General features: G+C 68.3%; 21 protein-coding genes and 2 pseudogenes. 4 read left to right on the forward strand and 19 right to left on the reverse strand.

The window, feature by feature from the left end:
• Positions 1-17: 17 nt before the first annotated feature.
• Positions 18-554 carry a carboxypeptidase-like regulatory domain-containing protein gene (locus D1793_RS03315; protein ID WP_119020876.1) on the reverse strand — a complete coding sequence of 179 codons (537 nt, stop codon included), beginning with the start codon at positions 552-554 and terminating at the stop codon, positions 18-20.
• Between the two features lie 168 nt (positions 555-722).
• Positions 723-1106 (reverse strand): phasin family protein, encoded by a 384-nt coding sequence (locus tag D1793_RS03320; RefSeq protein WP_110068358.1) that lies wholly within the window; start codon positions 1104-1106, stop codon positions 723-725.
• A 206-nt stretch (positions 1107-1312) separates the two neighbouring features.
• Here D1793_RS03320 and D1793_RS03325 point away from each other — a divergent pair, with 206 nt between their 5' ends.
• Positions 1313-2692: a class II fumarate hydratase gene (locus tag D1793_RS03325; RefSeq protein ID WP_119020877.1), complete on the forward strand. Its 1380-nt coding sequence runs from the start codon at positions 1313-1315 to the stop codon at positions 2690-2692.
• Positions 2693-2716: 24 nt separating this feature from the next.
• On the opposite strand, the gene phnE (D1793_RS03330) is transcribed toward D1793_RS03325, so the two are convergent.
• The 12 genes and pseudogenes from phnE (D1793_RS03330) to queC form a co-directional block, all read right to left on the reverse strand.
• Complete coding sequence (gene phnE / locus D1793_RS03330; protein WP_119020878.1) at positions 2717-3526, reverse strand: phosphonate ABC transporter, permease protein PhnE; 810 nt, start codon at positions 3524-3526, stop codon at positions 2717-2719.
• The gene (phnE, locus tag D1793_RS03335; protein ID WP_119020879.1) at positions 3520-4332 is read right to left on the reverse strand and encodes a phosphonate ABC transporter, permease protein PhnE; all 813 of its coding nucleotides are present in this window, start codon (positions 4330-4332) and stop codon (positions 3520-3522) included. The genes phnE (D1793_RS03330) and phnE (D1793_RS03335) overlap by 7 nt, the downstream gene beginning before the upstream one ends.
• Positions 4319-5137: a phosphonate ABC transporter ATP-binding protein gene (phnC, locus tag D1793_RS03340; protein ID WP_119020880.1), complete on the reverse strand. Its 819-nt coding sequence runs from the start codon at positions 5135-5137 to the stop codon at positions 4319-4321. Before phnC ends, phnE (D1793_RS03335) begins: the two co-directional genes overlap by 14 nt.
• A gap of 95 nt (positions 5138-5232) precedes the next feature.
• Positions 5233-6156: a phosphate/phosphite/phosphonate ABC transporter substrate-binding protein gene (phnD, locus tag D1793_RS03345; RefSeq protein WP_240407815.1), complete on the reverse strand. Its 924-nt coding sequence runs from the start codon at positions 6154-6156 to the stop codon at positions 5233-5235.
• A gap of 270 nt (positions 6157-6426) precedes the next feature.
• On the reverse strand, positions 6427-7923 hold the full coding sequence (glpD, locus tag D1793_RS03350) for a glycerol-3-phosphate dehydrogenase (RefSeq protein WP_240407761.1): 1497 nt from the start codon (positions 7921-7923) through the stop codon (positions 6427-6429).
• A 163-nt stretch (positions 7924-8086) separates the two neighbouring features.
• Positions 8087-8851: a DeoR/GlpR family transcriptional regulator gene (locus D1793_RS03355; RefSeq protein WP_119020882.1), complete on the reverse strand. Its 765-nt coding sequence runs from the start codon at positions 8849-8851 to the stop codon at positions 8087-8089.
• Positions 8852-9153: 302 nt separating this feature from the next.
• Positions 9154-9424: pseudogene (locus tag D1793_RS19795) on the reverse strand (FAD-dependent oxidoreductase); the annotation flags it as partial.
• A gap of 42 nt (positions 9425-9466) precedes the next feature.
• Positions 9467-10972: a glycerol kinase GlpK gene (glpK, locus tag D1793_RS03365; RefSeq protein WP_119020883.1), complete on the reverse strand. Its 1506-nt coding sequence runs from the start codon at positions 10970-10972 to the stop codon at positions 9467-9469.
• A gap of 57 nt (positions 10973-11029) precedes the next feature.
• On the reverse strand, positions 11030-11854 hold the full coding sequence (locus D1793_RS03370; protein ID WP_119020884.1) for an MIP/aquaporin family protein: 825 nt from the start codon (positions 11852-11854) through the stop codon (positions 11030-11032).
• Positions 11855-12404: 550 nt separating this feature from the next.
• A complete protein-coding gene (gene tpiA, locus D1793_RS03380) occupies positions 12405-13154 on the reverse strand; it encodes a triose-phosphate isomerase (RefSeq protein ID WP_119020885.1) in 750 nt (249 codons plus the stop codon).
• A 414-nt stretch (positions 13155-13568) separates the two neighbouring features.
• Positions 13569-14255, reverse strand: a pseudogene (queE, locus tag D1793_RS03385) (7-carboxy-7-deazaguanine synthase); the annotation flags it as partial.
• Positions 14255-14992, reverse strand: a complete 738-nt coding sequence (gene queC, locus D1793_RS03390; RefSeq protein ID WP_119020887.1) for a 7-cyano-7-deazaguanine synthase QueC — start codon at positions 14990-14992, stop codon at positions 14255-14257. The pseudogene queE and the gene queC, both read right to left, overlap by 1 nt.
• A gap of 198 nt (positions 14993-15190) precedes the next feature.
• On the opposite strand from queC, the gene yegQ reads away from it, so the two are divergent.
• The 3 genes from yegQ to D1793_RS03405 all read left to right on the forward strand — a co-directional run bounded on the left by yegQ (position 15191) and on the right by D1793_RS03405 (position 18265).
• A complete protein-coding gene (gene yegQ, locus D1793_RS03395; protein ID WP_119020888.1) occupies positions 15191-16633 on the forward strand; it encodes a tRNA 5-hydroxyuridine modification protein YegQ in 1443 nt (480 codons plus the stop codon).
• Positions 16634-16779: 146 nt separating this feature from the next.
• Positions 16780-17460 (forward strand): anti-virulence regulator CigR family protein, encoded by a 681-nt coding sequence (locus tag D1793_RS19645; RefSeq protein WP_240407762.1) that lies wholly within the window; start codon positions 16780-16782, stop codon positions 17458-17460.
• A 124-nt stretch (positions 17461-17584) separates the two neighbouring features.
• A complete protein-coding gene (locus D1793_RS03405; RefSeq protein WP_119020889.1) occupies positions 17585-18265 on the forward strand; it encodes a VTT domain-containing protein in 681 nt (226 codons plus the stop codon).
• A 15-nt stretch (positions 18266-18280) separates the two neighbouring features.
• Here the strand turns inward: D1793_RS03405 and D1793_RS03410 are convergent, their stop codons facing one another.
• The 5 genes from D1793_RS03410 to D1793_RS03430 all read right to left on the reverse strand — a co-directional run bounded on the left by D1793_RS03410 (position 18281) and on the right by D1793_RS03430 (position 24057).
• Positions 18281-18517, reverse strand: coding sequence for a DUF2789 domain-containing protein (locus D1793_RS03410; protein WP_110070369.1), 237 nt, complete (start codon positions 18515-18517; stop codon positions 18281-18283).
• A gap of 92 nt (positions 18518-18609) precedes the next feature.
• Positions 18610-19668 (reverse strand): asparaginase, encoded by a 1059-nt coding sequence (locus tag D1793_RS03415; protein WP_119020890.1) that lies wholly within the window; start codon positions 19666-19668, stop codon positions 18610-18612.
• A 61-nt stretch (positions 19669-19729) separates the two neighbouring features.
• Entirely contained in the window at positions 19730-20938 is a 1209-nt protein-coding gene (locus D1793_RS03420; protein WP_205527621.1) for an HlyD family efflux transporter periplasmic adaptor subunit, read from the reverse strand.
• 16 nt (positions 20939-20954) lie between these two features.
• Positions 20955-23318 carry an ABC transporter permease gene (locus tag D1793_RS03425; protein WP_119020891.1) on the reverse strand — a complete coding sequence of 788 codons (2364 nt, stop codon included), beginning with the start codon at positions 23316-23318 and terminating at the stop codon, positions 20955-20957.
• A gap of 7 nt (positions 23319-23325) precedes the next feature.
• Positions 23326-24057, reverse strand: coding sequence for an ABC transporter ATP-binding protein (locus D1793_RS03430; RefSeq protein ID WP_119020892.1), 732 nt, complete (start codon positions 24055-24057; stop codon positions 23326-23328).
• Positions 24058-24120 lie beyond the last annotated feature (63 nt).

Below are 24120 nucleotides of genomic sequence, written 5' to 3' on the forward strand. Positions count from 1 at the left end.
CGCGCCGTCTTGGCCGCTCAGCGGCTGAGGTCGACCTCCAACTGCTGGCCACGGCTCAGCTGCACCTGGCGGATCACCACCCGCGCCTCGCCGGTGCGCGGGTCGGCGCCGGCGCCGGAGAGGTAGAACGCGCCTGCGGGCAGGCCGGTGAGGCGGAAGCGGCCGCTGCCGTCGGTGCGGGTGCTGTGGGTGTACTCCCGCGCCCGTGGGTCGGCGGGCTCCACGGCGATGCCGGCCAGCGCCTTCTCCGCCGCCTCGGCGGAGTAGGTGGTCACTGGCGCGGCGGAGACGCCGGCGCCCGCCACCGGCTGGCCGCCCAGCGTCAGTCGGCCGCTGATCACGGCGCTGCCCGACTTCTCCAGGGCGGCATACTCGGCGGCGGGGAAGGCCACCTGGCGAGCCACGCGCCCGGGAGCGACCTCGCGGACCTCCTCGGCCGGCTCGACCTCGCGGTCGACCACCTCGATGCGCTCGGTGGGCGTCGGGGCGGGGGGCATGATCTCGCAGCCGGCCAGCAGCAGCCCCGGCAGCAGCATTGGTATCCAGCGTTTCATGGTGTCACTCCCTGAGAGGTTCATCGGCGCCCTGTGCCAGCCCAAGAGCATAGCGCAAGCCGCCGCCCAGGCCACGCCGTGCGTGGCGACCACCCACAAAAAACCGCCGCCCCGGAGGGCGGCGGTTTTCGAAGCGCGTCGGTTGCCGGCCTGGCCGGCAGCGGCGGCTTACTTCTGGGCGGTCGCCTTGGTGGCGGTCGCCTGGGCCTGCTTGACGTTCTCTTCGGTCAGCTTCTGGCTCTGCTGGACGAAGTCCTGCTGCAGGGCCACGACCTTCTCGGCGTCGCCCTTCAGGCGCTCGGCCAGGTCCTTAGCGACCTTCTGCTGGCCTTCCATGTAGCTCTTCAGGCCTTCGGCATCCTTGACGGCCATCAGGGTGCGCAGCTGAGCCAGACCGGTGTCGGTGTAGGCCTTGGTGGCGTCCAGCTGGGCGTGGGCCAGCTTCTCGGCGTAGTCCACGGACAGGGAGGCGTAGGCGCGGGCCGGGCCGAAGAAGAGGGCGTCGAACTGCTGGGTGTCGAACTGCTTGGTGTCGAAGTTGAAGGCGTTCATCATGGTAGAACCTCCTGGTTCATCTGGTGTTGAGGAGCAGGAAGCCTGCCCTGTTGCATTGCAACAATAGCAGAGTGGTTTGTGCGCTGCAACATTGCCCCGGGGTGAAAATTCTCATGCTCGGATGCGTCGCCTAGCGCTTGCGGATCCGGGGTGGCAGCGCCAGGCTGAACCCGATGATCCACGCCGCCTGCGAGGAGCGAGCCATGAACGAGACACGTATCGAGCGAGACAGCATGGGCGAGCTGGAGGTGCCGGCCGATGCCCTCTATGGCGCCCAGACCCAGCGTGCCGTGAACAACTTCCCGGTGTCGGGCCAGCCGATGCCGCCGGCCTTCATCCATGCCATCGCCCGCGTCAAGCTGGCCGCGGCCCGGGTCAACGCCGAGCTCGGCCTGCTCGACGCCCAGCGGGCCACGGCGATTGCGGCCGCCGCCGAGGCGGTGATCCGCGGCGAGCATGACGACCAGTTCCCGGTGGATCTCTTCCAGACCGGCTCCGGCACCTCCAGCAACATGAACGTCAACGAGGTGGTCGCCCATCTGGCGAGCCGCGAGGGGGTCGAGGTCGGGCCCAACGATCACGTCAACATGGGGCAGTCCAGCAACGACGTGATCCCCACGGCGATCCACCTCTCCGCGGCGCTGGAGGTAAGCGGGCGGCTGCGCCCGGCGCTGGTCCACCTGCGCGAGACCATCGAGGCCCGCGCGGTGGAGCTCGACGGGGTGGTGAAGACCGGCCGCACCCACCTGATGGACGCCATGCCGCTGCGCATGAGCCAGGAGCTGGGCGGTTGGGCGAGCCAGGTGGGGCAGGCGGTCGAGCGACTGGACGACGCCTTGGTGCGGCTCTGCCGCCTGGCCCAGGGCGGCACGGCGGTGGGCACCGGCATCAACGCCCATCCCGAGTTCGCCTCGCGCATGGCGGCGGAGCTGTCGCAGCAGACCGGGCTCGCCTTCGTGCCCAACGACAGCCTCTTCGCGAGCCTCGCCTCCCAGGACGCCGCGGTGGAGCTCTCGGGGCAGCTCAGGGGGCTCGCCTGCGTGGTCATGAAGATCGCCAACGACCTGCGCTGGATGAACTCCGGCCCCCTGGCCGGCCTCGGCGAGATCGAGCTCGAGGCGCTGCAGCCGGGCAGCTCCATCATGCCGGGCAAGGTCAATCCGGTGATCCCGGAGTCGGCGGCCCAGGCGGCGGCCCAGGTCATCGGCCTCGACACCGCCGTGACCATCGCCGGTCAGAGCGGCAACTTCCAGCTCAACGTGATGCTGCCGCTGGTGGCCCACAATCTGCTCACCTCGATCATGCTGATGAGCAACACCGCCTGGCTGCTCGCCAACCGGGCCATCGCCACCTTCCGGGTGCGCGAGGATCGCCTGCAGGCGCCGCTCTCGCGCAACCCCATCCTGGTGACGGCGCTCAACGCCGTGATCGGCTACAACGCCGCGGCGGCGATCGCCAAGCAGGCCTACCTGGCGGGGCGGCCGATCCTCGACGTCGCCGAGGAGCAGACCGAGCTCTCCCGGGAGGAACTCGAGCGGCTGCTGGACCCGGCGGCGCTGACCCGAGGCGGGATTCCGGAGTAGGGGGCGGCGGCCCGGCCCGCTGGCTCAGATCGCCTTGCGGCGCAGCATGCCGGTGATCGCCTCGCCGATCAGCACCAGCACCACGATGGCGATCAGTATGGTGGCCACGGTGGGCCAGGCGAAGGTGTCGATGGCCCCCTGCAGCAGCACCCCGATGCCGCCGGCTCCCACCAGTCCCAGCACCGTGGACTCGCGGATGTTGATGTCCCAGCGCAGGATGACGATGGCGAAGAACGCCGGCATCACCTGGGGCACCACGGCGTAGGCGATCACCTTCAGTCGCGAGGCCCCGGTGGCCTCCATGGCCTCCACCGGGCGACGGTCGATCTCCTCGATTGCCTCGCCCATCAGCTTGCCGATGAAGCCGATGGAGCGGAACATGATCGCGAGTATCCCCGCCAGCACCCCGGGGCCGAAGATCGCCACGAACAGCAGGGCCCAGATGATGGTGTTGACCGAGCGGCTCGACACCAGGATGAAGCGCCCCAGCCACAGGCAGAAGCGGTTGGGGGTGGTGTTCTGGGCGGCGATATACGAGACCGGCAGGGCGATGAAGATCGTCAGCAGCGTCGCCAGGGTGGCGATATGCACCGTCTCGAGCATGGCATCGAGGATCACCCCCAGGCGGCTCGGATCCGGCGGCCACATGCGGGCGCCGAGGCTGGAGATCTGGTTGGGGGCATCCCATACCCAGGGCCAGAAGATGTCGATGTCACGCACCGCCCAGACGACCCCCATCAGCGTCACCAGCAGCACGGCATAGCGGATCAGGCGCCCCCTGCGGTCGTAGCGCCGCCAGACGCGGTCGGCCAGGGCCTCGGCATGATCTACCATATCTTCTTCCTCACCCAGCCGCTGACGCCCTCGCTGACCAGGATCACCGCGATGATGATCAGCAGGATGGCGAAGGCAAAGTCATAGTCGTAGCGCCCGAAGGCGTTCATCAGGGTGCCGCCGATGCCGCCGGCACCGACGATACCCACCACCGCCGAGGCGCGCAGGTTGCTGTCGAGCTGGTACATCGAGAGCCCCACTTGACGAGGCAGGATCTGCGGGAAGACCGCATAGACGAGGGTCGCCAGGTAGCCGGCGCCGGCGGCCCGCATCGCCTCCACCTGACCCCAGTCGATCTCCTCGATCTCCTCGGCGAGCAGCTTGCCGACGAAGCCGATGGAGTAGAGGGTCAGGGTGAGGATCCCCGCCAGCGGACCAAAGCCCACGGCAGCGACGAACAGGATGGCCACGATCACCGGATGGAAGCTGCGCGACACGATGATCACCGCGCGGCCCACCAGATAGATCGGTAGCGGGGCAATGTTGCGTGCCGCCATCACCGCGAAGGGGATCGACAGCGCCACTCCCAGCAGCGTGGCCAGGATGGCGATCTGGAAGCTCTCCTTGAACCCCGTGAGCAGCAGGGCGCCGCGCTCGAAGCTCGGCGGGAAGCCGCCGCCGAAGATGCGTGCCGCCCGCGGCAGGCCCTCGCTGATGCGCTCCCAGTTGAACGGCAGGCTGCCGAAGGCCCAGACGAGATAGGCGATGACCGCGAGCCAGAGGCCATAGCGCAGCCAGGGGTTGGCGATGAACGGCGGCTTGCGCCAGGTCCGGCGCCCCGTCGCGGCGATGTCAGGGCGGGCCATCGGGCACCTCCTGGGTGATGGACCGGGCGGGCGGAGCGGGCGCCTCGTCGTCATCCTCGTCCGGCGCCTCGATGCCGCCATAGATGGCCTCCAGGGCCTCCCTGTTGAAGTCGGCGGGGGTCCCGTCGAAGATCATCTTGCCGTGACGCAGCCCGACGATGCGCTCGGTATAGGTCTTGGCCTGCGCCACGTTGTGAATGTTGATCAGCACCGGCAGCGACAGCTCGCTCGCCAGGCTCTGCAGCAGCACCATGATCTGCTCGGAGGTGCGCGGGTCCAGCGAGGCGGTCGGCTCGTCGGCAAGCAGGATCTCGGGCTCCTGCATCAGCGCCCGCACCACGCCGACCCGCTGGCGTTCGCCACCGGAGAGGGCATCGGCACGCTTGTTGGCATAGTGGGCGATGCCCACCCGCTCCATCAGGGTGAAGGCTCGCTCGATATCGACCTGGGGGTAGCGGCGGGTCACCGCCTGGAAGAGATTGACATAGCCGAGCCTGCCGGCCAGCACGTTCTCCATCACCGTCAGGCGGTCGATCAGGTTGAAGCCCTGGAAGACCATGCCGATCTTGCGGCGAGCCCGCCGCAGCGCCGCCCCGCGCAGGGTGACAAGCTCGGTGCCATTGAGCCGGATCGAACCCGAGGAGGGCTCCACCAGGCGGTTGATACAGCGCAACATGGTGCTCTTGCCGGCCCCGGAGGCGCCGACGATGGAGACCACGCTGCTGCCCTCCACCACCAGGTCCAGCTCCTTGAGGACCGGTTCGTCACGCCCGTAGCGCTTGACCAGCTTCGAGATTTCCAGCATCGCGACACCTCGCTATAGAGGAACCACCCCGGCCGCTGGTCGGGGTGGCTCGTTCCGGCTCGGACCGGCGTCCGGCCTTGGGCGACTGGCCAGGATCACTCCTGTTCCAGGCCCTCGCGGGTGTAGCGCACATCATTGGCCGCCTGGATGGTGCGAATGACCTGCCAATGCTCCTGGTAGTTGATGGGGATGAACTTCTCCACGCCCTCGAACTCGTCGCCGAGCGCGGTGCCGGCGAAGTCGAAGGTGAAGAAGGCCTCCTTGATCTTCTCCACCAGATCGGGGTGCAGGTTGTGGGCGTAGTTGTAGGAGGTAGTGGGGAAGGCGTCGGTCTCGTAGATGATCCTGACGTCCTCCTCGTCATAGAGGCCGCGGGCCGCCATGCGCTCGACCACCTCGGAGGCGACCGGGGCCGCGTCGTAGTCGCGTGCCACTACGCCGAGCATGGACTGGTCGTGACTGCCGGAATAGACCACCTCGTAGTCCTCGTCGGGCACGATACCGAGCTCGGGGAACAGCGCGCGGGGGGCCAGGTTGCCGGAGTTGGAGGTCGGCGAGGTGTGGGCCACCCGCTTGCCGGCGAGGTCGGTGAGCTCGTTGATGCCCGAATCCACGTGGGTATAGACCTGCAGGGTATAGCCGAACTGGCCGTCGTCGGAGCCCATCAGCGCGAAGGGCACGGCGCCGGCCAGGTTCACGGCAAACGGCGTCGGGCCGGTAGAGAAGCCGGCGATATGCAGGCGTCCGCTGCGCATCGCTTCCACCTGGGCCGAGTTGGATTGCACGGCGAAGAAGCGCACGTTGCGCTCGGTGACTTCCCTGAGATGGTCGATGAAGGGTTGCCAGATGTCGGAGTAGATCGCCGGGTCCTCCACCGGGGTGTAGGCGAAGATCAGGGTGTCCGGATTGGCCCACTGGGACTCGTCGGCGGGGAGGTCGGCGACCATATCGCCATCCTCATCGCAGAAGAGCGTATCCAGATCGCCTCGGGGGCAGTCGGCCAGGGCGGGAGCGGCCATTAGCAGGGAGAACGGCAGCAGGGTGGCTGCGGCAAGGGAACCCCTGCCGGTGGCCGAGGCGGTGGCGGGCCGTGACGCGGATCGGGTAAGCGATGCGGGCTGTGTAACCCTGGGGGGGATATGCATGGCGTGCCTCTCTGTTATTGTTGTCGAGTCGGCATGGCGATGTTCGGAAACCGACATGCCGAGAACAAGTCTGGTTGCTTCCGAAAGATTGCTCCCTCAGCTTGGTTTTGCAGCCGGGCGATGTCAAACACTAGGCCCTAACGGTCAATTGACGCCCATGGGGGTGCGCCTCTGGCGCGTCGTCAGGTAGTGGTCGAGCCGCTGACGGTCACGTTCGTTCAGGCGCATGGCGAGCTTGGTCCGCCGCCACAGGATATCCCCGAGGCCGACCGCCCACTCCCGGTCGACCAGGTAGTCGACCTCCCGGGTGGTGAGGCCGGCGCCGAACCCTTCGCCGAGATCGGCTTCGCTGTGGGCGCCGGCGAGAAACTCGAGGCATAGCGAACCATAGGTGCGCGCGAACCGGCGCGCCCGCGCCTCGCCCAGCCAGGGAAACTCCGCGAGCAGCCGCGCGGTGAAATCGGCCTGGCTGCCGATGTCGCCGCCGGGGAGGGGAGCCTTTTCGGTCCAGGCGGGCCCCATCGTCGGCAGGTGGGGGGCCAGCTGCGCCAGGGCCGCCTCGGCGAGCCGGCGGTAGGTCGTCAGCTTGCCGCCAAAGACGCTGAGCAGCGGTGCCCCGCTGGTGTCCAGGTGGAGTGTGTAGTCTCGGGTCATGGCGGAGGGGTCGGTCGACTCGTCATCGCACAGCGGCCGGACGCCGGAGAAGGTGCGCAGCACGTCCGTGCGGGCGAGCGGCCGCCGGAAGTGGGCATTGACGACCCCCAGCAGGTAGTCGATCTCCTCGTCGGTGGCGGTGACCCGGGCCGGATCGCCCTCGTAGCGTCGATCGGTGGTCCCCACCAGGCTGAAGTCCTCCTCCCAGGGCAGCACGAAGACGATGCGCCCGTCCTGGTTCTGCAGGATGTAGGCGCGCTCGTCCTCGTTGAGGCGGGGCACCACCAGGTGGCTGCCCTGGATCATGCGGATGCCATAGCGCGGCTCGCGCGCGAGCCCCTGTCGTATCACCTGCTCCACCCAAGGGCCGGTGGCGTTGACCAGCGCCCGCGCGCGGCGCCGAAAGCGTTCGCCGCTGGCGACATCCTCCAGCTCCAGCTCCCAGAGCCCCGCCACTTCACGGGCAGCGATGCAGCGGGTGCGGACCAGCACCTCGGCGCCCTGCTCCCGGGCCTGCAGGGCGTTGAGCACCACCAGGCGGGCATCGTCCACCCAGCAGTCGGAGTATTCGAAGCCACGGGTGATGCTCGCCGCGAGCGGGCCCTGGGCGGTGAAGCGCACGCCGCGGGAGGCCGGCAGCGCTCGGCGTTTGCCCAGATGGTCATAGAGGAAGAGGCCGGTGCGAATCATCCAGGCCGGCCGCAGATGGGAACGGTGGGGGAGCAGGAAGCGCATTGGCCAGATGATATGGGGCGCCTTGGCCATCAGCACTTCGCGCTCGCGCAGCGCCTCGCTCACCAGTCGAAACTCGCGGTGCTCCAGGTAGCGCAGGCCGCCATGGATGAGCTTGCTGCTGGCGGAGGAGGTGGCGCTGGCCAGGTCGCCCTGCTCGCAGAGGCCGACCCGCAGCCCGCGTCCGGCCGCGTCGTTGGCGATGCCGGTGCCGTTGATACCGCCGCCGATCACCATGAGGTCCAGGGGTGCCATGGGGGTCATTGTCTCCTCCGATCCATCACTCGGCGGGGTGGATGCCGCCTTCTCTTGCGTCAGTATTTTTCATAAGTGAAAATACTATACTCGGAAAAGAACATCAATGGGCGAGGGCGGACTCCTGCGGGTTCGCTTTCGAGAGCGGGTCGGAGGGCGGGGCTCAGTCGGCGATATGCAGGGCCACGTCGTGGCTCTCCATCAGCTGGCAGATCGACTGGGGGGGGCGCAGGTCGGTGAAGAGGGCGTGGATCTGGGTGATGTTGCCCTGGCGCACCGAGGGGTTGCGGCGGAACTTGGAGTGGTCGGCGGCGAGATAGACCTGGCGCGAGTTCTGGATGATGGCCTGGGCCACGCGTACCTCTTGGTAGTCGAACTCCAGCAGTGAGCCGTCCTCGTCGATGCCGCTGATGCCGATGATGCCGTAGTCCACCTTGAACTGGTTGATGAAGTCGATGGTGGCCTCCCCGATGATGCCGCCATCCCGGGAGCGCACCTGGCCACCGGCGATGATCACGTTGAAGTCCTCCTTGTGCTGGAGGATGGCCGCCACGTTGAGGTTGTTGGTGATCACCTCCAGCTCGCGGTGGCGCTCCAGCAGCGCCTCGGCGATCACCTCGTTGCTGGTGCCGATATTGATGAACAGCGATGAGCTGTCGGGGATCTTGCTGGCCAACAGCGCGGCAATGCGGCGCTTGGCCTCGAGGTTGAGGGTCTTGCGAGTGGCATAGGCAGTGTTGACGGTGCTCGACTCGAGCCCCGCGCCGCCGTGGACCCGGCGCAGCAGGCCGTCATTGGCCAGCGCGTTGAGGTCGCGGCGAATGGTCTGAGGGGTGACGCTGAAGTGATCGGTCAGTTGCTCGATGCTGGCATAGCCTTCGCGGCGCACCAGCTCGACGATGGCTTCCTGTCGCTGCTGTTGGTTCATGTCGGCTCCTTGTTGACTTGTCATCGTATGCGATAATCGCGTCTTTCGCTGATCGCTTCCAGGCTGACTTCCAACCTGACGCGATCATTGTGATCATCTTCGAACCTGCAACGATGTGTGACAGAAGTCGCCACGGCTGACTGGCTATCGTATGTCTCGTCACCTCTTCAACGATTCGGAGTGCGCCGGATTGTCGGTCGAGGCCACGTGGCTCAGCGCCTCGGGCGTCTGGTCGGGCGTGTCAGCGAAGGATTCCTCGTCGCGTGCCGGAGCCTGGTCGCGGCGTTGCCCATCCGCCACTAGAGCCAGGTGCCTGCCCACAGGCAGCAGGGGTGATAGCGAGATCCCCGGGCAATGGTGGTCAGGAAGTGGATCTCCTGCACCGTGGAGGGGAGCTCTTGATCAGATGGTGGCGGCTATTGCACAACTTGAGGGCCAGCGCAACGTCATACTCTCCGTGTACTTGATGCCGCCTCAGATCAGGTTGGAGGAGTGCCTGCTGGTGCTGCCGACGAAGTCGCCGCGATCGATCAGCGCCACCTTGATGCCCTTGCCGGCCAGGCCCGGGGCTGTCGGCCCCGGCGGCCTGGCTCGGCGTGGTGAGCTCTGGGGCGGTTAGTCCATGTCATCTTGCTCCCAGTGCATGGTGCGCCGGACGGCCTTCTTCCAGCCCTTGTAGCTGCGCTCGCGTCGCTCGGCGTCCATCTGCGGCTCGAAGCTGCGCTCCAACTGGCCCTTGTGGAGCACTTCGTCCTTGGTCCACAGGCCCACGGCGATGCCCGCCAGGTACGCCGCCCCCAGGGCGGTGGTCTCGGTGAGCCTGGGGCGGTCCACGTTGACCCCGAGCATGTCGGCCTGGAACTGCATCATGACGTTGTTGGCCACGGCGCCGCCGTCCACGCGCAGGGTCTTGAGGGTGATGCCGGAGTCGGTCTGCATGGCGTCGATGACGTCTCGGGTCTGGTAGGCCAGGGAGTCCAGGGTGGCGCGGGTGATGTGTTCCTTGCGGGTGCCACGGGTCAGGCCGAAGATGGCACCGCGCGCATACATGTCCCAGTAAGGCGCTCCCAGCCCGGCAAAGGCCGGGACAACGTAGACGCCACCGGAGTCCTCCACCTTGCCGGCGTAGTACTCCGAATCCTCGGCCGAATCGATCAGCTTGAGTTCATCGCGCAGCCACTGGACGGCCGCCCCGGCGATGAAGATGGCCCCCTCCAGGGCGTATTCCACCTTGCCGTCCAGCCCCCAGGCGATGGTAGTGAGCAGGCCAGACTTGGAGGGCACAGGGGTCTCGCCGGTGTTCATCAGCAGGAAGCAGCCGGTGCCGTAGGTGTTCTTGACCATTCCCTTCTCGAAGCAGGCCTGACCGAAGAGGGCCGCCTGCTGGTCACCGGCGATACCGGCGATGGGGACCCGGGCGCCGCCGAACATTTCGGCGCCGGTGGTGCCGTAGACCTCGCTGGAGGGCCGCACCTCGGGCAGCATGGCAGCCGGGATGCCCAGTTCGTCGAGCATGCGCCGGTCCCACTCTAGGGTGCGGATGTTGTAGAGCAGGGTCCGCGAGGCGTTGCTGACATCCGTCACATGGCGCTCGCCACGGGTCAGATTCCATACCAGCCAGGTGTCCATGGTACCGAAGAGCAGATCACCACGCTCTGCCCGCTCTCGTGCGCCCTCGACGTTGTCCAGGATCCAGCGGATCTTGGTGCCCGAGAAGTAGGCGTCGGCCACCAGGCCGGTGGTCTCGCGAATGTAACCCTCCAGGCCGCGGGCCTTGAGGTCGTCGCACAGGGCCGCGGTGCGACGATCCTGCCAGACGATGGCGTTGTGGACGGGTTTTCCGGTGTGGCGGTCCCAGACCACCGTGGTCTCGCGCTGATTGGTGATGCCGATGGCCGCCACTTCGGAGGGCTTGATGCCCTGGGTCTCCAGGACTTCACGGGCCACTCCCATCTGGCAGCCCCAGATCTCCATGGCATCGTGCTCGACCCAGCCGGGGGTGGGGTAGTGCTGCCGGAACTCCTTCTGGGCTATGCCCACGATCTGGGCGTCACGATCGAAGAGGATGGCGCGGCAGCTGGTGGTGCCTTGATCGAACGACAGGATGTATTGTTTTTCCATGGGTTGTCTCCTCGTTTTCTCGGGTTGTTGCGGTTTATTGTTGGGCCGATACTTCCGCTATTGCTCGGGGTCAGGCGCCGATTGCCGGCTGGACCAGCGTTTCTCGACAACTAAATCGACGGACAGGCATGCCAAGATCACCGCCAGGGCGATCATCATGGCCGGTGTGCTGCCGTTGATGAACACATGGCGGTAGAAGAGGGCGCCGGCAACCCCGCCGACCAGCGGCCCGACGACGGGGATCCAGGCATACTTCCAGTTTGACCCCCCCTTGCCGGCGATGGGTAGTAGGAAATGTGCCAGGCGGGGCCCTAGGTCGCGGGCCGGGTTGATGGCGTAGCCGGTGGTGCCCCCCAGCGACAGCCCGATGGCGAGGATGAACAGCCCAATGATCAGCGGGTTGAGACCCTCGGTGAACTCATTGGCCCCGATGGCGAGTACCCCCAGCACCAGCACGAAGGTGCCGATGACTTCGCTCATCAGGTTGGAGGGAGTGTGGTCGATGGCTGGTTCGGTGCAGAAGACGGCCAGCTTGGCGCCCTGGCTCTCGGTCTTCTCCCAGTGGGGATAGTAGTGTAGCCAGACCACCACCGCGCCGGTAAAGGCGCCGATCAGCTGACCCAGGACGTAGACCGGCACCCTGGCCCAGGGGAACTCGCCGATCACGGCGAGGCCGAGTGTCACGGCGGGATTGATATGGGCCTCGCTGATTCCCCCTACCGCATAGATGGCAACGGCTACCCCGAGACCCCAGCCGAAGGTGATGACGATCCAGCCACTCGCCTCGGCCTTGGAATGTTTCAGAAGGACGCCGGCGACCACGCCGCCGCCGAAGATGATGAGGATCATCGTGCCGAAGATCTCGCCCAGGAAAGGAGTCATGGTGTGGCTTCTCGCTTGTCGTTGCAGGGAGTTCTCCAGATTCGTTCTCGCACGCTAATGTCAGATAGCGAACATATCAATGCGTGGCCTTCCCTCCCGCAGGATTTTTTTTTATCCTTTTGTTTTATAAAGGTTTTATTGAATTATACTTTCGTATGGGGTCGGGCTTGGTGGCGTCCGAAACGAGCGGATAACCTCAAAATGCAAGTGCTAATGTTGGATATTGAACCTGGCGGGGCGCCGCCTGTGGCTTCTCGGTCTCGTGATATGAAGGCTGGTGGCTCAGCATCTGGCTCGGTGGCCGGATTGAAAAAGAGCGCCGACCGGCGGCGCTCATGCGGTGAGGAGGTCAGGGCGCTCCCGGGAGGCGCTCAGAGAGTGATGCGGGTACCCAGCATCTTCAGGAAGGCTGCCAGCCAGGCCGGCGCCGTGACCAGATTGCCGTCGGTTTCGGCGATCAAGGAAGTGTCGATACGCTACCCGCTGGCCATTCGCACCTCCGGCCCCCAGGTCGGAAATGAAGTCCCGATACCAAGTGTGGCATGGTCCATCAACCCGCCGACTGGCAAATGGCCAGGAAATCGTCGACCTTGAGCGAGGCACCGCCCACCAGGCCACCGTCGATATCGGGTTGGGCGAGCAGCTCGGCGGCGTTAACGGCATTCATGCTCCCCCCGTAGAGCAGCCGCAGCTCGGCGGCCAGCTGCGGGTCATACTTCGCCTGGTACTCACGGATGGCAGCCATCACCTCCTGGGCCTGCTCCGGCGTGGCGGTGCGTCCGGTGCCGATGGCCCACACCGGCTCGTATGCGATCACGATGAGCTGCCGCTGCTCGGGTTCCAGGCGGGACATGGCGAAGCCCACCTGGCGCAGCACCACCTCCATGGTGCGGCCCGCGTCGCGCTCTTCGAAGGTCTCGCCCACGCAGAGCACCGGCGTCAGGCCGACGCTGAGCGCGGCCAGCAGGCGATCGAAGACCTGCTCATCGTTTTCGCGATAGAGCTGGCGGCGCTCGGAGTGCCCCACCAGGGCATAGCGCACGCCGAACTCGCAGAGCATGCGACCGCTCACTTCCCCGGTCTGGGCACCGGAGTGGAGCGGGTTCAGGGTCTGGGCACCCAGGTGCAGCGGCGTACGGTCAAAAGCCCGCCGTGCCGACTCCAGGTAGGGGAAGGGGGGAAAGATCGCCACCTCGAGCCCTTCCGGCAGTTTCGCCTCGGCAAAGGCACTACCGAATGTCTCGACCAGGTCGGCCGAGCCGTTCATCTTCCAGTTGCCGGCAATTAGCGGGGTACTCATAGCGTGTCCTTATCAAAAAATGCTGTGAAATGGTATGTGAGCGGCCCTGTCAAGATCACCGCGGGAGGCTCTGCCAGCTCGCTGGCTCATCCCAGCTGCTCCTGCTTCTTTCTGCAGTGGGCGATCAGCATCACGCCCCTCTCCACCAGCAGCTGAAGGGGACGGTCGTTGAGCACGGTGGGGCCATCTGGCGGGTATCGACGGGCAGCGAGACCATCCCGTGATAGAGCGCCAGGCGCCGTTGTGCTTCTGGGCTGAGTATCAGATCAACAAGGATGACAAGTGCCTGCCTCAGCCCAGGTACTTGATCATCACCCCCGCGGCCACCGCCGAGCCGATCACCCCGGCCACTGACCGATCAGTCAGACAGGACTGCCGCCTGACTTGCCGTACACAGGATTTGACAATAACTCCGATCCCCGTGATCTTGTGGGTTTGCAGCGACAGGCGCCACTGCGGGTGGGCGAGACAGTAGGCGACGCTGGCGGCCATGGTGTCGGTCGTCGCGACGGCGATGGCGTCGTTCACCGGGGTGGCAGGTCGCCCGCCGGTCCCGGTGTCCATGGGCTGCAGGAAGAAGTGGTCGAAGTCGAGCCGGGCGAAGCGCGCCGGGGGCGCCTCCGGCTGGGGGTAGACCAGCTTCAGCTCGTTGCCCGCGGTGATGGCGAGCTCCGTCGCCCCCTTGGGGCTGACGCAGAGCCAGTCGATGCCGGCGGGGGCGGGCAGGGTGCCGTTGGTCTCCACGGCGACCTCGAAGCCCTGCTCATGCATGGCCTGGATCAGCGCCTCATCGAGCTGCAGCAGCGGCTCGCCCCCGGTGAAGACCACATAGGGCGTGGCGCCGCTCATGCTCGGGCCGTCCTGCGCTGGCCAGAGCGCCGTCAGGTGCGCGGCGAGCGTCGCGGCATCCGCGAAGCGCCCGCCGTTCTGGCCGTCGGTGCCGATGAAGTCGGTATCGCAGAAGGTGCAGGCGGCACTCGCCCGGTCCGACTCCCGACCGGACCAGAGGTTGCAGCCGGAGAAGCGGCAGAAGACGCTGGCGCGCCCGGCCTGTCCGCCCTCGCCCTGCAGGGTATAGAAGGCTTCCTTGACGTGGTACATCAGGCCTCCTGATCGGGCTTCTGTGAGGCGTCGGCGGCGGTGTCGGGCCGCTGCGAATAGCCCAGGGGGTCGGTCGCCCCGTTGGCGGCAAAGGCCGCCAGGCGCTCGCGACAGCTGCCGCAGCGCCCGCAGGCAAGCCGCCCGCCCCGGTAGCAGGTCCAGGTCTGACCGTAGTCGAGCCCCATGGCCAGGCCGTCGGCGAGGATCTCGGCCTTGCTGGCGCGCAGGTAGGGGGCGTGGATCACGACGGGGTCGAAGTTGGCGATGCCGGCCACGGCGTTCATGCGCTCCACGAACTCGGGGCGGCAGTCGGGGTAGAGCACGTGATCCCCGCCGTGGGCGCCGTAGTCGACCCGGCCGGCGCCGATGTTCACCGCCTTGGCGATGGCCAGCGCCAGCAGGATCATGTTGCGGTTGGGCACGACCGTGGCGGTGAGGTTCTCCTCGCCGTAGTCGCCCTCGGGCAGCTCGCGGCCGGCGTCGGTGAGCGCCGAGCCGTCGATCAGGCCGTGGATGGCGCGGATGTCCACCACCTGGTGAGGCACGCCGAGCTCGCGGCAGACGCGTTCGGCTACCTCGAGCTCTCGGGCATGGCGCTGGCCGTAGTCGAAGGAGAGGGCGTGGACGTCGAGCCCCTCGCGCAGGGCGCGGTGCAACACGGTGTAGGAGTCCATGCCGCCGGAGTAGATCACCACGGTGGTGCGGTCGGCCGCCGTGGGGGAAGCAGGAAGGGTCATGGGTCAGCTCTGGTCGGAGAATTTGTGGGGCCGTGGGTGCGGCAGTCCGGGGTCCGGTCCGGTGGCGCGCAGTGTACGCAAATCGTCACTTTCTGGCCAGATTCCGCGGCAATTGCTAGACTTTCGCGCCTTCCCATCCCCCTGCACGCCGGAGCGCCTCTGCCCCGGCTGCCATCGTCCTGACAACGGTGACCTCACATGCAAGCCCCCGAACTGCTCTCCCCCGCGGGAACGTTCAAGAACATGCGCTACGCCTTCGCGTATGGCGCCGATGCCGTCTATGCCGGCCAGCCACGCTACTCGCTGCGCGTGCGCAACAACGACTTCAAGATCGACAACCTGCACAAGGGCATCGCCTACGCCCATGAGCGGGGCAAGCAGTTCTACGTGGCCTCCAACATCGCGCCCCACAACAGCAAGCTGAAGACCTACCTGCGCGACATGGAGCCGGTGATCGAGGCCGGCCCCGATGCGCTGATCATGTCCGACCCGGGGCTGATCATGATGGTGCGCGAGCGCTGGCCCGACCAGGTGATCCACCTCTCGGTGCAGTCCAACGTGGTCAACTGGGCGGCGGCAAGGTTCTGGCAGCGCCAGGGCATCAGCCGCATCATCCTGTCGCGCGAGCTGTCCCTCGAGGAGATCGGCGAGATCCGCGCCGAGTGCCCCGACCTCGAGATCGAGACCTTCGTTCACGGCGCGCTGTGCATCGCCTACTCCGGGCGCTGCCTGCTCTCCGGCTACTTCAACCACCGCGACCCCAACCAGGGCACCTGCACCAACGCCTGCCGCTGGAAGTACAACACCGTGGCCGCCGCCCAGGACGAGACCGGCGACCTGGTGCCGGCCAACTCGGCGGCCGCCCATGCGGCCAGCGGCGTCTGGACCCCCGAGCAGGGCGGGGCGCAGGGCGGGCTGATCGCCTCCGGCGGCGGCAGCACCTCCTTCGCCGGCCTGTCCGAGACCACCGCCACCGCCGGCGGCGTGGAGGGCCAAGACGAGCTCTCGGCGCTGATCGAGGACCGCACCCGCCCGGGCGAGCTGATGCCGGTGTTCGAGGACGAGCACGGCACCTACATCATGAACTCCAAGGACCTGCGCGCCGTCCAGCACGTGCCGCGTCTGACCCAGATGGGCGTCACCTCGCTGAAGATCGAGGGACGCACCAAGTCCCACTACTACGTGGCGCGCACCGCCCAGGTCTACCGTCGCGCCATCGATGATGCCGTGGCCGGCAGGCCCTTCGACATGCGCCTGATGGACGAGCTCGACAACCTCGCCAACCGTGGCTACACGGAAGGCTTCTATCGCCGCCACGTGCACGACGAGTACCAGAACTACGAGCAGGGCAACTCGGTGGGGGTGCACCAGCAGTTCGTCGGCGAGGTGATCGGCTATGACCCCGACCGCGGCGTGCTGGAGGTGGACGTCAAGAACCGCTTCGAGGTGGGGGACGGCATGGAGCTGATGCTGCCCGGCGGCAACCGCCGCTTCGTGCTCGAGCAGATCGAGAACAAGCGCGGCGAGTCCGTGGGGGTAGCGCCGGGCTCCGGCCACGTGGTGCGCATCCCGGTGCCGGGCGAGGCGATCGCACCTGAGCGCATCGAGTTCGCGCTGCTGATGCGCGACCTCAAGGGGTAAGCCCGGCTCGTCCCGCGGAGGCCCGGCATGCCGCATGCCGGGCCTCTTTGCGCTCAGGGTGTCGCCGCTGGCCGACAGCAGTTCCACGCCGGCTGCATCTTTGGCGACTAGTCTGATAGGCATCCCCCCTGGAACCGGAGGTTCACATGAGCAAGCGAATCGATCTGCGCCTGGCCCTGGCGGCCTCCAGCTTGGTGCTGCTGATGGCGGCAGGCCCCGCCCTGGCACAGCCCGCCGACCACCCCGGCCGAGGCCAGGGGGCCTCCCAGGGTCAAGGACAAGGACAGAGCCAGGAGCGGCGTGAGCAGGGTCCCCAGGGCCGGGGTGGGGACCGCGGCCAGCAGGAGCTTGGCGAAACGGAGCGCGATCGTGAGCGCTACCGCGACGGTGAGCGCCGGGAGGGCGACTGGCGCGACCGCGAGCGTGACCGGGAAGGCTACCGGGATCGGGAGAGCTATCGGGATCGGGAGAGCTACCGGGATCGGGAGAGCTACCGGGACAGAGAGAGCTACCGCGACCGTGAGCGTCGCGACGAACGCTACCGCAGCGGTCCCAGCATCGACGAGCGGGAGCTGCGTCGGCTCTTCGGCGAGCGCCGCGACTGGGTTCGCGAGGATGATCGCGCCGCCCTGCCGCCGGGCATTCGCATGAACCTCGAGCGCGGCAAGCCACTGCCTCCGGGCATCGCCAAGCGCTTCGACGAGCGCTCGCTGCGCTACCTGCCCCGCTATGACGGCTACGAGTGGCGCCGCGTGGGGCCCGATGCGATCTTGGTCGACGCTGCCAACGAGATCATCTATCAGGTGATCCGCGACGTTCTTTACTGATCCCGCGGGCTCGACCACGCCGCCGCGGCCGGTCCTCCAGCGGCCGGCCGCGGCGGTTGCCATGCTGGCGCAGGATGGCGTCCGCATGGCACCATGGGCGCCTTTGCGCACTGGAAGATGATCGATGTTCAACGATAGTTCACTGCGCTGGCCTTGGCGGGTAGCGGCGGTGGGGGGCGTCGTGCTGATGGCGCTCTACCTTTGGATCTGGCACTCCCCCGACCTGGCGGACCTGCAACGCTGGGCGGACGAGGCCTCCCATCACCCCGCCGTGATCATCAGCGTGATCCTGGTGATGGCGGTGACCCTGGCCCTAGGCCTGCCCGGCAGCATCGGATTGTGGCTGATCGCCCCCTTCTATACGCCGCTGGCGGCCACCCCCATGCTGATCGTGGGCAGCGTGCTGGGGGCCCTGGGCGCCTACTGGCTCTCCGCCCGCGTCGGCGATCGCTGGACGCCGAAGGGGCTCACCCGCAAGATCATGCGTCGCCTGGAACAGCGCAGCGATTTCCTGACCCAGTGCGCCCTGCGCGTGCTCCCGGGCTTCCCCCACTCGGTCGTCAACTATGCCGCCGGCCTGCTGCGCCTGCCGCTTGGCACCTTCCTGCTGGCGGCGACCATCGGTCTCGGCGTGAAGTGGGCGGTCTATGCCAGCGCCATCTATGGGGCGCTGGAGGCGGTGGACAGCGACGAGGCGCTGGGCATCGGCGTGGTGCTGCCGCTGCTGGCGCTCACGGTACTGCTGCTGGTGGGTGCCTGGGTCAGGCGGCGGGTGGAGGCCAACGGCCAGGCCGCCAACGGCTAGCCTGGCCGATGGCCATCAGGGCTTGCGTAGCGAGGCGTTCAGGTGGTCGACCACCTCGGCCCAGTCGGCGTCCGCCTCGATGGCCTCGCGCAGGAACTCGGCCTGGCCCTCGTTCCAGCAGGGGGCGTCCGGCAGGGGGATCTCCTCGGGAATGGGACCGTTGCGCTCGATGAAGCGCTTGATCGCCTCCGGGTCCGACGCGAGGCCCAGCTGCTCGAAGAGTTCGGTGAAGGGGTGGTCGGGGTGTTCCATGGTGGCTCTCCTTGCGGTGTTGGAATACCTCCCACCATAGCGGCTTGCGCCGCGCGCTGCATGACCCTCGTCAACGCTGGTGCAGGGAGCCGTCACCGCTCTCCCACCAGCGGAGTGAGGAAGCGCCGCCGTCGCTCGTCTTCCGCCAGCGGCTGGGCCAGCAGGTGGACCAGCTTGGTCAGTGCCGCCTCCGGGGTCATGGCATCGGCCGACAGCACCCCGGCCGCCTGAAGCCCCTGGCCCGCGGCGTACTGGCCGATGTCGATGCCGCCATGGGGGCACTGGCTGATCGCCGCCAGCAGCTTGCCCCGACCGCTGGCCTCGGCGAGCACGCCAAGCAGCTCGGGATCCTCCGGCACGTTGCCGCCTCCCCACACCTCCAGCAGGGCCCCCTTGAGCGTCGGCTCCTCGAGCCAGGCCGCCACCTGGCGGGCGGTGATGCCCGGCCACAGCACGATGCGCGCCACCCCACCTTCCGCGAGGGGGCCATAGTCGGGTAGCTCGAAGCGTGGGGCGCCACGCTGCTGCTGTGCCAGGCCTCGTCCGGGATAGAGCACGGCGTCGTCGCCGACCCGCTCGCCGAGCAGCGGATAGTTGGGACTGACGAAGGCGTCGGCGTCCCGCGTCTGCCACTTGCGCGCCCGCACGCCACGCAGCAGCCTGCCGCCGAAGGCGATGGCCACCTCCTGAAGCGCTGGGTTGATCGCAAAACGCAGCGCCAGCTCGACGTTGTCGGCCGCGTCGCTGTTCTCGGCTTCCAGCGGTTGCATGGCGCCGGTCACCACCACCGGGCGGTCCAGGCCCTGAAGCTGATAGGCGAGGCTCGAGGCCGTCCAGGCCAGGGTATCGGTGCCGTGCAGCACCACGATGCCGGCGTGGTCCCGGAAGCGCGTGGCGATCTCGTCGGCCAGTCGCTGCCACTCCCGCGGGGTGGCGGCGCTGGAGTCGATGGGGGCGGGGAAGGCCAGCACCTCATGGTCCGGCAGTGCCGCTCGGCGCTGGGCGGGCAGGGCGGCCAGGGCGCTAGCCAGGCGCGCCTCGATGTCGCCGCCGGGGGCGAGGCCGTGCTCGCCTGCCACCATGCCCAGGGTTCCCCCGGTGTAGATGACCAGCGGGGGGCGCAGGGACGAGGAGGTGGCGTCGATGGGCATGGGGGCTCCGGGGCAGGCTTGGGCCAACCATGATACGAAGGGGCGGGACCAGCCGCCAGGCTCACTCGTCCACGCGCACCCGCACGCCCTCGGTGACCCGCTCGCCCGGGTGGGTGATGATCAGGTCGCCGGCCTCCACTCCCTCGAGCACCTGGGTAACGAGGCCGCTGCGCCGTCCCGGGGTGACCGCCACCCGGCGCGCGCGCGCCTCCTCCACGCGGAACACCGCCCACTCGCCGTCGGCGCGGAACAGGGCGCTGGTGGGCAGCTGCAGCACCTCGTCGGCCTCCCAGACCAGGAACTCGGCGTCGACCCGGAAACCGCTGCCCAGACCCAGGGCGGCGGGGTCGACCTCCTCGGCGAAGTCGACGATCACCGGCACCCGCTGCTCGTCGACGCCCAGCGCCGAGACCCGGGTGAAGCCGGCGGGCTCGATGCGCCGCACCACGCCCGCGAGCGCCTCCTCGCCGCCCCAGCCGGTCAGGCGAACCGCCATGCCGGAGCGGACCCGCACGGCATCCATGGAGAGCAGGTCCACCTGGATCTCCAGGTCCGCGAGGCTGCCGAGCTCGAGGATCCGCTCGCCGGCGGCCACGCTGCCCTCGCAGCAGCGGTAGCGGGTCAGCACCGTGCCGCTGATGGGGGCGCGAACCACCAGGGCGGGGTGCTCGGCATCGTCACGCTGGCCGCTGGCGACCGCCAGCACGGCCCGGGCGCTCTCCACCTCGAAGCGGGCCGCCTCGACGCTTGCGGCCGCCGCGCTCTCGATGGCGCGCTGGCGGTCGCGCTGGCTGCGGCGCTGGTCGAGGTCGGCGGTGGAGACCAGGTTGCGCTGGTGGAGGGTGCGGTAGCGCTCGAACTCGGCCTCGGCGAAGCGCCGCTCGGCGCGGGTGGTCTCCAGATTGGCCCGGGCGGCCGCGAGGCGCGCCTCGGCCGCCTGCAGCGCGTCCTCGGCCTGCTGACGGGAGCGGGGATCCAGCGCCGGCGCGGGGCTGGGTTCGAGCAGGAACAGCGGCTGGCCCTGCTCTACCTCATCACCGACTTCCAGCATCACCCGCTGCAGGTAGCCGGCGATGGGGACCGAGACATTCCAGGTGTCGCGCAGCCGCGTGCGTCCCTCCTCGATCACCGAGTCGACGAAGGGGGCTGCCGTGACCCGGGCCACGCTGACCGGCACCGGCGCCGGGCGCAGCGCCCAGGCCAGCAGGGCCAGTAGGGCCAGGGCGGCCAGGCTCCAGAAGAGGCGTCTCTGCCAGGGGCGAAGTGTCACGGTGGGTCTCCTTGTACTATTCCACGGCCTTGAGGACGCGCAGCTTGTCCAGGCGGCCCAGGCGTCGCACCACCAGTAGCGCGACCACCAGCGAGGCGGCCAGCACGCCGCTGGCGGCGATGCCGAAGGCCTGGGGAGTGAGCACCAGCGGAATGCGGAACAGGTCGCTGCTGAAGGCCTGGTTGAGCAGGCGGCTGAAGACGATGCCGATGGCCCAGCCCGGCGGCAGCGCGGCGAGCGTCAGCAGGGCGATCTCGCCGAGCAGGATGCGCGACACCTCGGCACGGCTGTAGCCCAGCACCTGCAGGGTGGCGAGCTCCCGGGCGCGCTCGGCGAAGGTGACGCGAGCGTTGTTGTAGACCACGCCGAAGCTGATCGAGGTGGCGATGGCCACGAAGATCACCGCGAACAGCAGGATCGTCTCGTCGAGGTAGTCGCGGATGCCCCGCTCGGCCTGGTCGAGCCGCCCGATGGCGGCCACCCCGGGCATCTCCCAGAGGGCGGCGTTGAGCGCTTCGCGGTGGTCGTCATCCACCAGCAGCCAGGCACCGCTGATCGCCGGCCCCTCGCCCATCAGCGCATTGAGCCGGGGGCGGGTGAGATAGGCGCCCACGCCGAGGGGTTCGTCCACCAGGGCGGCCAGCGGCAGCATCACCTGGCGTCGCCGCCCCTCCATGATCGCCACCTCCAGCTCATCCCCCACCCGGGCATCGAGGGAGTCGGCCAGGTGGCGGGTCAGCATCAGGCCCGCCTCGGGCAGGCGCTGGGGGCGGCCCTGGCCATCCAGCACCTGGCGCAGCTGCGGCTCGGGTTCCATGCCCAGCAGGCTGGTGCGCTCCTCGCGGTGGCCGTGAATCAGGGTGACCGGCACCCGGCGCCAGGTCTCCACGGCGAGCACACCAGGCAGGTGGCGCAGTTCGCCGGCGGCCCGGGCCGGGGTCGCCTCGGCGAAGGTGAGCTCCATGTCCATGCGCAGTACCTGGCGATACTGCTGGTCGATCATCGCCTCCACGGCGTCGAGCTGGTAGGCGCCCATCATCAGCAGACCCGCAGAGAGGGCGATGCCGGCTACCGAGAGGCCGGCCTTGGCGGGGTGTCGGGCGAGGTGGCGCAGGATCATGCGCCCCTCCTGCCCCAGCAAGGCGCCGGGCAGCACCCGCTCCAGCCAGCTGCGTCGGAAGCGCAGCGGGGCCGGCGGGCGCATCGCCTCGGCAGGCGGTCGGCTGACCGCCTGCCATACCGCTCGCCAGGTGCCGAGCAGGGTTGCCAGGGCCACCACCGAAAGCGACAGCGCCAGCGCCCAGAGCGGGACCCTGAAGGGCATCTCGGGGAAGCGGAAGTACTCCCGGTAGAGGCTGGCCATGCCGCTGGCCGCCCAGGCGCCCAGCGCCACGCCCAGCGCCCAGCCGAGCAGCACGATCATCCCGGCCAGCAGGCCGAAATGGCGAGCCAGCTCCCCATCGCGGTAGCCGAAGGCCTTGAGCACGGCGACCTGCTCGCGCTGGGTCTGGATCAGGCGGCCCATCACCACGTGGAGCAGGAAGGCGGAGACCGAGAGAAAGATCGCCGGCAGCACCGTGGCCTGGATGCGCTGCTGGTTGAGCTCCTCGTCGAGGAAGCGGTGGGAGGGCTGGTCGTCGCGGGTCCAGGCGCCGGTGCCGCCGTAGCGAGCCAGCGCCAGGTCGAGGGCGTCGATCACCGCCTCGCGCCGGGCTCCGGCCTGCAGGGTCAGGGTCAGCTGGTTGAAGGCGCCCTCCATGCCGTAGGCATTGGCCAGGGTGCGCTGGTTCATCCACAGCACGGCGTAGCGGCGGTAGTCGGGCATCAGGTCGGTGGGGGCGACCTGATAGAGGAACTCCGGGCTCAGGGCGATGCCCGCGAGTTGCAGGCGCACCCGGCGGCCGTCGATGATCGCCTCCAGGCTGTCGCCCGGGGTGAGCCCATGGGCCTCGGCGAAGGCATCGGAGACCACCGCCTGGTCGTCGCGGCCCGCCTCGGGCAGCCCGCCGGCCACCAGGTGCAGGCGGTTGAGCATCGGCTGGCGCCCATCGGGGATCGACTGGGCCAGCCCGCGGATGGGGTCGTCGAAGCCCGCCACCGAGAGGCGCATGGCGGCCTGCACCCGGGGTTCGATCAGGTTGACCCCCTCGATCTCCTGCAGGCGGCTCACCACGCCCAGCGGCGCGCGCTTGACGTCGGCGAACACCTCGGCGAAGTGGTGGCTGGCGTAGAAGCGCTCTCTGGCCCCGGAGAGCGCCTCCAGGGTGGTCACCGAGAGGATCAGGGTCATCACCCCGCCGGCGATCACCACGGCGATGGCCAGGGCCTGGCCCTTGAGGCGCCAGAAATCGCGGAGCAGCTTGCGGTCGAGGGTCCTCATGGCGGCCTCACCAGCGCAGCTCGCGGGCGGGGCGCCGGGTGGCGTTGACGTGGATCTCGTCGACCCGGCCGTCGCGCAGGCGGATCACCCGGTCGGCCATCTCGCCGATCACCTCGTTGTGGGTGATGATCGCCACCGTGGTGGCGGTCTCGCGGTTGACGGTTTCGAGCACCTCGAGGACGCGGATGCCGGTGCGGAAGTCCAGGGCACCGGTGGGTTCGTCGCAGAGCAGCAGGTCGGGTTGCTTGGCCACCGCCCGGGCGATGGCCACTCGCTGCTGCTCGCCGCCGGAGAGCTGGGAGGGAAAGTGGTCGAGGCGCTCGCCGAGGCCGACCATGGCCAGCGCCGACTCCGGTGACATGGGGCGGCGCGCGATCTCGGTGACGATGGCCACGTTCTCCCGGGCGGTGAGGCTGGCGATCAGGTTGTAGAACTGGAAGACGAAGCCGACGTGGTGGCGGCGAAAGCGGGTGAGTTCACGCTGGCTGGCGCGGGTCAGGTCGCGGCTCTGGCCGCGATGGTCGACGTAGCGCACCTCGCCGCCGCTGGCGCTGTCGAGGCCGCCGAGGATATTGAGCAGGGTGGACTTGCCGGAGCCCGAGGCGCCCAGCATCACCAGCAGCTCGCCGCGGTAGAGGGCCAGGTCCACGCCACGCAGGGCCTGAATGGTCACCTCGCCCATCGGGTAGCTGCGCGTCAGCCCGAGGGCCTCGAGGGCCACCGCCTTGTCATCGCCCATGCGCCACCGCTGCCGGAAGGGTTTGCCATGAGTCTAACCGCGGCCGTGGAGGGCCGCCATTGA

It is taken from the genome of Halomonas sp. JS92-SW72 (assembly GCF_003547075.1).
GTDB classification, from domain to species: Bacteria; Pseudomonadota; Gammaproteobacteria; order Pseudomonadales; family Halomonadaceae; genus Halomonas; species Halomonas alkalicola.

Bases quoted from the DNA above. Each gene is read 5' to 3' on its own strand.
- D1793_RS03315 (WP_119020876.1), bottom strand. From the start codon at position 554: ATGAAACGCTGGATACCAATGCTGCTGCCGGGGCTGCTGCTGGCCGGC.
- D1793_RS03320 (WP_110068358.1), bottom strand. From the start codon at position 1,106: ATGAACGCCTTCAACTTCGACACCAAGCAGTTCGACACCCAGCAGTTC.
- D1793_RS03325 (WP_119020877.1), top strand. From the start codon at position 1,313: ATGAACGAGACACGTATCGAGCGAGACAGCATGGGCGAGCTGGAGGTG.
- phnE (WP_119020878.1), bottom strand. From the start codon at position 3,526: ATGGTAGATCATGCCGAGGCCCTGGCCGACCGCGTCTGGCGGCGCTAC.
- phnE (WP_119020879.1), bottom strand. From the start codon at position 4,332: ATGGCCCGCCCTGACATCGCCGCGACGGGGCGCCGGACCTGGCGCAAG.
- phnC (WP_119020880.1), bottom strand. From the start codon at position 5,137: ATGCTGGAAATCTCGAAGCTGGTCAAGCGCTACGGGCGTGACGAACCG.
- phnD (WP_240407815.1), bottom strand. From the start codon at position 6,156: ATGGCCGCTCCCGCCCTGGCCGACTGCCCCCGAGGCGATCTGGATACG.
- glpD (WP_240407761.1), bottom strand. From the start codon at position 7,923: ATGGCACCCCTGGACCTCATGGTGATCGGCGGCGGTATCAACGGCACC.
- D1793_RS03355 (WP_119020882.1), bottom strand. From the start codon at position 8,851: ATGAACCAACAGCAGCGACAGGAAGCCATCGTCGAGCTGGTGCGCCGC.
- glpK (WP_119020883.1), bottom strand. From the start codon at position 10,972: ATGGAAAAACAATACATCCTGTCGTTCGATCAAGGCACCACCAGCTGC.
- D1793_RS03370 (WP_119020884.1), bottom strand. From the start codon at position 11,854: ATGACTCCTTTCCTGGGCGAGATCTTCGGCACGATGATCCTCATCATC.
- tpiA (WP_119020885.1), bottom strand. From the start codon at position 13,154: ATGAGTACCCCGCTAATTGCCGGCAACTGGAAGATGAACGGCTCGGCC.
- queC (WP_119020887.1), bottom strand. From the start codon at position 14,992: ATGACCCTTCCTGCTTCCCCCACGGCGGCCGACCGCACCACCGTGGTG.
- yegQ (WP_119020888.1), top strand. From the start codon at position 15,191: ATGCAAGCCCCCGAACTGCTCTCCCCCGCGGGAACGTTCAAGAACATG.
- D1793_RS19645 (WP_240407762.1), top strand. From the start codon at position 16,780: ATGAGCAAGCGAATCGATCTGCGCCTGGCCCTGGCGGCCTCCAGCTTG.
- D1793_RS03405 (WP_119020889.1), top strand. From the start codon at position 17,585: ATGTTCAACGATAGTTCACTGCGCTGGCCTTGGCGGGTAGCGGCGGTG.
- D1793_RS03410 (WP_110070369.1), bottom strand. From the start codon at position 18,517: ATGGAACACCCCGACCACCCCTTCACCGAACTCTTCGAGCAGCTGGGC.
- D1793_RS03415 (WP_119020890.1), bottom strand. From the start codon at position 19,668: ATGCCCATCGACGCCACCTCCTCGTCCCTGCGCCCCCCGCTGGTCATC.
- D1793_RS03425 (WP_119020891.1), bottom strand. From the start codon at position 23,318: ATGAGGACCCTCGACCGCAAGCTGCTCCGCGATTTCTGGCGCCTCAAG.
- D1793_RS03430 (WP_119020892.1), bottom strand. From the start codon at position 24,057: ATGGGCGATGACAAGGCGGTGGCCCTCGAGGCCCTCGGGCTGACGCGC.